Source organism: Vibrio sp., from assembly GCF_050299255.1.
Taxonomy (GTDB): domain Bacteria; phylum Pseudomonadota; class Gammaproteobacteria; order Enterobacterales; family Vibrionaceae; genus Vibrio.
The window spans coordinates 21,413-27,466 of sequence record NZ_JBNKVP010000047.1 but is presented as its reverse complement, the minus strand read 5'-3'; the positions used below and the strand labels follow the sequence as shown (position 1 = coordinate 27,466).

General features: G+C 46.3%; 6 protein-coding genes and 1 pseudogene. 2 read left to right on the top strand and 5 right to left on the bottom strand.

Features of this window, described 5'->3' with window-relative positions; all coding sequences use genetic code 11:
- Nucleotides 1-665 (top strand): hypothetical protein (locus ACQY6F_RS12885; RefSeq protein WP_428774909.1); only part of this gene is annotated, 665 nt, incomplete at its 5' end.
- Nucleotides 666-846: 181 nt separating this feature from the next.
- A pseudogene (locus tag ACQY6F_RS12880) lies at nucleotides 847-1,041 on the top strand (DUF1289 domain-containing protein); the annotation flags it as partial.
- 570 nt (nucleotides 1,042-1,611) lie between these two features.
- Here the strand turns inward: ACQY6F_RS12880 and ACQY6F_RS12875 are convergent.
- The 5 genes from ACQY6F_RS12875 to ACQY6F_RS12855 all read right to left on the bottom strand — a co-directional run bounded on the left by ACQY6F_RS12875 (nucleotide 1,612) and on the right by ACQY6F_RS12855 (nucleotide 6,041).
- Nucleotides 1,612-2,046, bottom strand: coding sequence for a hypothetical protein (locus ACQY6F_RS12875; RefSeq protein ID WP_428774908.1), 435 nt, complete (start codon nucleotides 2,044-2,046; stop codon nucleotides 1,612-1,614).
- Nucleotides 2,047-2,119: 73 nt separating this feature from the next.
- Complete coding sequence (locus ACQY6F_RS12870; RefSeq protein ID WP_428774906.1) at nucleotides 2,120-2,320, bottom strand: hypothetical protein; 201 nt, start codon at nucleotides 2,318-2,320, stop codon at nucleotides 2,120-2,122.
- 13 nt (nucleotides 2,321-2,333) lie between these two features.
- Nucleotides 2,334-3,164: a hypothetical protein gene (locus ACQY6F_RS12865; RefSeq protein ID WP_428774905.1), complete on the bottom strand. Its 831-nt coding sequence runs from the start codon at nucleotides 3,162-3,164 to the stop codon at nucleotides 2,334-2,336.
- Nucleotides 3,161-4,651 (bottom strand): hypothetical protein, encoded by a 1,491-nt coding sequence (locus ACQY6F_RS12860; protein ID WP_428774903.1) that lies wholly within the window; start codon nucleotides 4,649-4,651, stop codon nucleotides 3,161-3,163. Before ACQY6F_RS12860 ends, ACQY6F_RS12865 begins: the two co-directional genes overlap by 4 nt.
- A 19-nt stretch (nucleotides 4,652-4,670) precedes the next feature.
- On the bottom strand, nucleotides 4,671-6,041 hold the full coding sequence (locus tag ACQY6F_RS12855) for an OmpA family protein (RefSeq protein ID WP_428774901.1): 1,371 nt from the start codon (nucleotides 6,039-6,041) through the stop codon (nucleotides 4,671-4,673).
- Between the last annotated feature and the right edge of the window lie 13 nt (nucleotides 6,042-6,054).

Sequence of the window (6,054 nt, the reverse complement as noted above, 5' to 3'; positions counted from 1 at the left end):
CGGTTGCCGATATTGATGCATTGCTCTGTTTGCGTCACCCTAAAACAAAACGGAAAATATGGTCGTCGGTGCATTTTTTCGGAATGAGCGAAGCTACATCTAAGATGAAGCTATTCCCCCGTCTAAAAGTGGCCGAGCTGCATCAAATGACCGTATTCGCTGATTGCTGCAGAACGACAGCGAAGTTTGGAAAAGGCCGTCGCGGCTCGGCACTGGAAAAACAGCTGGCGTATGACCATATCAAACAGCAGGTGTTCAAAAGCCAGAAATTTCAGACTCATACGTATAGACAGGAATTTGTTGTTGCTGATACCGCACTTTTTGTGACGCAGGAGTTCTACGACCTGATCGATGCCGATATTGAAACATTTTGGATGACCTACAACGAGCTGATGCGTGATGATCCACACTATCAAATGCCCCACCATTTTGATGAAAGTGAGTTCGATGAGGCCCGGGAAATGGCTTGGCAATTAACCAGTATTCGAGCTGTCGATCATTTAGTCTTTGAGCGGCTCAAGGCGGCGAATTGGACAAGATTTAAGTCTCTGATTGAATACAGTGAGTTAACCAGTAAAGAGGCTCGATTTGAGGCTATTAAAGTGCTGTTTTCGAACAAGGCAAAGGCAGAACCGGTTCAGTTACCGTTGCCTTTGGTTGCCTGAGGGGGTCGAAAATGGTAGTTAAACTATCTATAACGTCCACTCAATGTTCTTTACTTAATGAGGAAAAGCATATGTGAAATGGTATTAGTCCCAATATCCAACTTACATTAATGTTTTAGTCGCTATTGCCCCTTAATATTCTGATACGATAGCTAAATGTCTTTTTTAGATGGGGTAATCGATGTCTTTTGCTGATTCAGAACAGCTTGAATTTTTCGCCATTCCAAGCCCTTGTATTGGGATATGCAACTTTGACGAAAAAGGTCATTGCAAAGGTTGTATGCGCAGCAGATATGAACGTTTCAACTGGATAAATTTAACCCCCGATCAGCAGCTACATATTATTAAACTCTGTAGAATCCGCTATACAAGAAAAACGAGTGAAAATAGCGTTGATTTCTTTGAAAAGGTTGAAGAATTCAGTCGTCAGATGAATATAGATGACGCTATCCAACAAGAATTCGAACGAACAATTTTTAGAGGGCGACCCGTTGATGATCTCTCTAGAAAAGCACTTAATGTATTATTTCAAATCATAGAGAAATTTTTTCTGCCCATTTTGTTATCATGCCTTGCAACTGTCTTTATGGAAGAGTCTGATTTTATAAGAGATTTTTTCAAAGAAAAAGAAACCACCGCTGAAATTAAGCAGGGTATTAAAGAACATTTGTTCGACCAGAAGTACGCGAAATATAGATTAATTGTCGCGACAGAACTTGAGATAAAAGAGCATCCCGATAAAAGGTCGAAAACATTGGGTATCAATTACTTAGGTGCTGTAATTGAAGTATTAGAAGGTGATAAGCAGTGGTTGCATGTCCGAACTAGGATTGGAGACGATGATGTTGTTACTGGTTGGGTAGAACGACGCTACACACAGCAAGTAAGAGTTACAACATTTAAATAATGATTGGATTATTTTGTTCAGCAGTCGTACCTAAATCAGTCAAGAAGAAGTTTTGTTTAGACCACAAGCAAGTCGAATAAGTGTGTATAGGTACTGATCACCCAATCTAGCGCTGTATCCTGTTTGAGTGCCCTGCTGGGCAAGTAGTTGCATTCCGACTTCAAAAGTAGAGAGTTTACCAAGGGTTGCCCCAGCTAACGTGGTGAGTGATGCGGCATTAACCAGCTTGTTACTCTCTAAAGTGCGAGTGTCAATGTCGTCATAAAACTTATCCAGGTTGTTGGCGTTTCGTTCGGGCTCTACCCAAGTTAGTGGGTGAAGAAAACGAGTTGGTTCTGAATAATCTTCGGCGTCTAACTCATAGTCGTCGGCATACTTTCCTTTCAGATTGATGTATTCATTTGGTGTTTCTGCACAACCAAACATTAATACTGACAAGCATAAAGCTAAGGTGGTTCTAACCGGTAACATCATGTTTATAGTTATCCCTATTTATCATTTAATCGTGTTTCAAAGGTGCAATCATGAATCTATTTTGGAACAAAACCTAAGCCAGTCTATTTAGCTCTTTGGCTACAGCTCGCCACCAGCTCATCGCATCAGACATGACATGGTTCTTTTCATCAATCGACAGCAAACCAAAATCGTGACGATAGGAAGGGCAGACCGATTCCAGCTGCGCCATGGTTGGTTGCTCCGGAATTCGGTCCTCAGAAATTCGATTGGTTTCTATCATTGGCGTGTCCATATCGCTCACTCCGTTATTGAATCTGCGTCATCAAGCTAGGTTTGCCGAACTGACGCAACTGGCCGTTGTTGGCGGTAACTACTTTTTGCCAAAACGCCTCTAACTCATTGACGGATTTTTGAGACGAGTAACGTTTGGCGCCCTCGACAAAGCCAGCACCAATCACATACACCTCGCTACCTGCAAAGTCACCGGCAAAGCCTGCAGCCTGAATTTTGGCAAAGGCTTGTGCAGCATCCGGCACGTTCACCTTACCTTTACGATAGAAACTCAACGTCTCACTGTTTTCAAGCATGTCAGATACGATGAGCACCACTTTGCGATTGGCTAGTGACTGTGAAATCAAATCGGTCGACAAGCCAAGCACGGTACCCACCAGTTCGGTACGTGGGTACGATTCATCTGTAGCCGGAAACAGGGAAGCCAGACGCTTATGGACGGCATTGATGGCGCCCTTTTGGTTGGTCAGGCAGTGGTCTAACTTGCGCAGTTTCAGTCGGTTTACCTCGTCGCGAACGCTGCCCTCAAGTGGCTGCTCGAAAGCCCCTCGGAAAGCCACGTTGGTATAGTCTCCTTCCGCCAAAGCGGAAAAGGTAACCAAGGTGATTTTGTCGCCGGGGCGAGCGAAATGCTGGATCTGGCTGTGCACCGATTTTTTCAGTGACAAATCGAGACGGACAGTGCGATCAACTACGACAAACAGTTCCCGCTCAAACTGAGTAGATTTGTATTGCCCGAGCTCCGCATAGTCATAACACGATGGAATGTCGTTGCGTTCGTTGGCCAAGGCAGAACCAGTGGCGAGAACACCCGCCACCATTAAAGCCGTTCGAAAACCTGTCATGCTTCGATCTCCAACTGCAATTCTTTTGCAATGCGCGCCCGTTGTTCCTCTTCGGTTTCAACCGGTTGAGCCGCTTCTTGTTTGCGACGCATTTCTTCTAGCAACATTGCCCTGACTTCTTCATCAGAACGTTGAGTGGCCTTACGGGCTTCCTTGGCAACCTCGTTGGCTTTTATTTGACGGTTTAGTTGGTTGGCTTCTCTAATTAGCTCCTGGTCATTGGTCCAGTCGATAAACTCATAAAACGTGCGCTGGTTGGCTGTCGCGATAAGTTCGGTGACCGAATGTGACTGAGTAAGATTAGGCAATTTCTTGGCCATCTGTGCCTGCAACCGAGTCAAAGATTTCTGAGCATAATCCTGAACCTGCTGAGCTTTAAGTTCATAGTACGTAACGTAGTCCTCCTGAGTCGGAAAACGATGTGAGTGACGATAGGCCTCGGCACTGTGTTTGCCAGCAAATCCAAAGCTGGTTGAAACCCAGATGGCGAACGCTTGCAGCATCACAAACAAAATGGCCATAGTGCCAAACGTCGCCCAGCTCCCTTCGGCGGTGGCTTTACACACCTGATTAGCCCCGTCTTGTTTAGCATCGTTATTTTGCGCTGTGACTGATGCCGGTGGCGCATACAAGTCATCAAAATTTGGTTCGGCGTTGGCCGCAGTGGATTGGAGGGTTTGAGGCTCCATACACATTACATCCATGGTTTGCGCAGTTTCGAGCGCTTTTACCCGGACAAACGTTAGGAATCCCGCAATCAGCAAAATCACGAAGACAGTGGAAATAGTCCAGTGATGCTTTTCCGATACTGAGCCTAGCTTCATCCTGTTTAGCCGCTGGATATAGGATTTCTCGCCTAAGTCACTCGGGTTGTCGATGCGACCGATTCGGTCACCCACTTGCGCGGTTAACTCACTGACGGGGTTTGTATCTGCACGCCATAGAGAACGGACACTTTTGATCAGGCGGTTGCGATGCAGCTCGGCTCCCATTAAGTGGGTCACCGTTGCCAGCGCTATTGCAAAGCCAATCGCGAGGATCCAGGCCATGATTTTCCGGGTGTTTTCACTCGCCGTTAGGTCTATGAACCCACTTAAGGTATATGAGAACCCCCATGCTTCCAGTAACAAAACCGATAACAGACCGACCACCAGCGGAAGCGACAACGGCTTGCGTCCGTCCTCACCTACGATATCCAGATAACGCTTGCAGTCATTGTAGTACTGGCCATTCTTGCGCACCGATGAATAGTAAGGTTTGTAGTCCTGGCAAATCTGTTTTTCAACATGAAACCAGCCTTCCTGAACTGTCGAATTTTTGGCCATTGAACCGATTTTGCCAAATACAACATTGCGGTGGCGGAAACCCAGCCAGCGTAGACCAATGGCCTCTCTGTGTTTGTGCATCCACACCAACGTTAGCCCCGTTGCGATAATGAGTACCAGCAAATGCTGCCAACTTGACATCAAATTATCTAACCATTCCATGAGTGTTCCTTTTAAGGTGTCACCTAAACGTTAATTGAAATTCTTTTCGATACAGAGCATCACCGCTTCGGTAATACAGCTCTGCAAAATCTGTTTTATTGTCGCCGGTTGTTGAGAAAATCAAGTCGGCACATACCAAGTGTGCGTTGTCCTCTTTCGGGTACAACCGATATAGCACTTTGTCATCGCCGCCTTCGGTTTGAACTAACATCGGATACTGATACGAGGGTTCCGAGTTAGGATCACGATAATCAAGCCAGAAACTCATTTCAGGCTCGACGGTCGCCATGAGGTCTTCAGCCCTGATTTGTACCGGTCCGAGAACGATAAGCGTGTTCTTTCCATCTGCCCGAGACACCCAATGGGTTCCGTACAGCAAGGGAATAGACTGTGCGTGCGCGATTCTTTTTCCGACGATATTGCTTTTGGTTGGCGCCGGTAGATTTACACAGGAATCTGTCACAGGCGAGGCCACCGCTTTTCTGAAAAAGCTGAATACGGACGTGTCCGCTTTTTCTCCCAACCGCGCGGTTAACGCTGCACCGGAAGTCTGGCCATCGGTCAGTTCGCCATGCAACTTGAGTGGGTTGCGGTCAACCACTTTGCGCCTAGTCGTTTTACGGGCAGGTTTTGGCAGGGTTAAAGTAAAGTACGCTGGATTGCTAGTAGACACTGCATCTCGAATATCCATGACCTTATACCGTGTGTACAGATCAGCTTCGGGATTGTGAATCTCGATAATTTCCACTCGACGATTGGTGTTGCGCCCTTTGACCGTATTATTCGGTGCTATCGGATTACTTTCGCCCATGCCCCGATATTGCACACTGTAGATCGTGGTTCCTTCAAGGGTCAGATCAAACATGATGTCTGCAATCGTTTTGGCTCGGAGCTCTGACAATTTTTGATTCGATTGTTTGTCACCCACGGCATCGGTATGGCCGACAACGACAATCTGTGTTTGGGTATCTAGCGTATCGAGATACGATTTGAAGAACCGAGTCAGTTTGTCTCGCGCATCCTGGTCAGCAATGTCGCCACTGCCCGATTTGAATAATGGCTGGTCAGGTAAAATAACCAGTTGTTGTCCGGCATAATTCGCATTGCTAACTTCCTGGTTTGAGGGAATAGTCTTATTTGGGTTCTCTGGATCACGGATGGTATACAACGATTGCAGGTCAATGTTGAAACCTGCTTGCTCACTGGCCTTTCTCAACTCTTGCTCTCTGACAGCCAGGTAAGCATCTGCGCCACATCGTTCCACTACCTGTTGTTTGTCGAATACTGAACAAGTCAACTTTGGTCGATAGGTCACATCAGGCTTCGAACTGCAACCCGCTAAAACCAGCAATAATGACGTAATTGCAATGGGCTTAATCGTTTGTACCACGTTATGACTCCTT

What these genes read in the sequence shown, in the direction of transcription:
- ACQY6F_RS12875 (WP_428774908.1), bottom strand. Translation starts at nt 2,046, where the DNA reads ATGATGTTACCGGTTAGAACCACCTTAGCTTTATGCTTGTCAGTATTA.
- ACQY6F_RS12870 (WP_428774906.1), bottom strand. Translation starts at nt 2,320, where the DNA reads ATGGACACGCCAATGATAGAAACCAATCGAATTTCTGAGGACCGAATT.
- ACQY6F_RS12865 (WP_428774905.1), bottom strand. Translation starts at nt 3,164, where the DNA reads ATGACAGGTTTTCGAACGGCTTTAATGGTGGCGGGTGTTCTCGCCACT.
- ACQY6F_RS12860 (WP_428774903.1), bottom strand. Translation starts at nt 4,651, where the DNA reads ATGGAATGGTTAGATAATTTGATGTCAAGTTGGCAGCATTTGCTGGTA.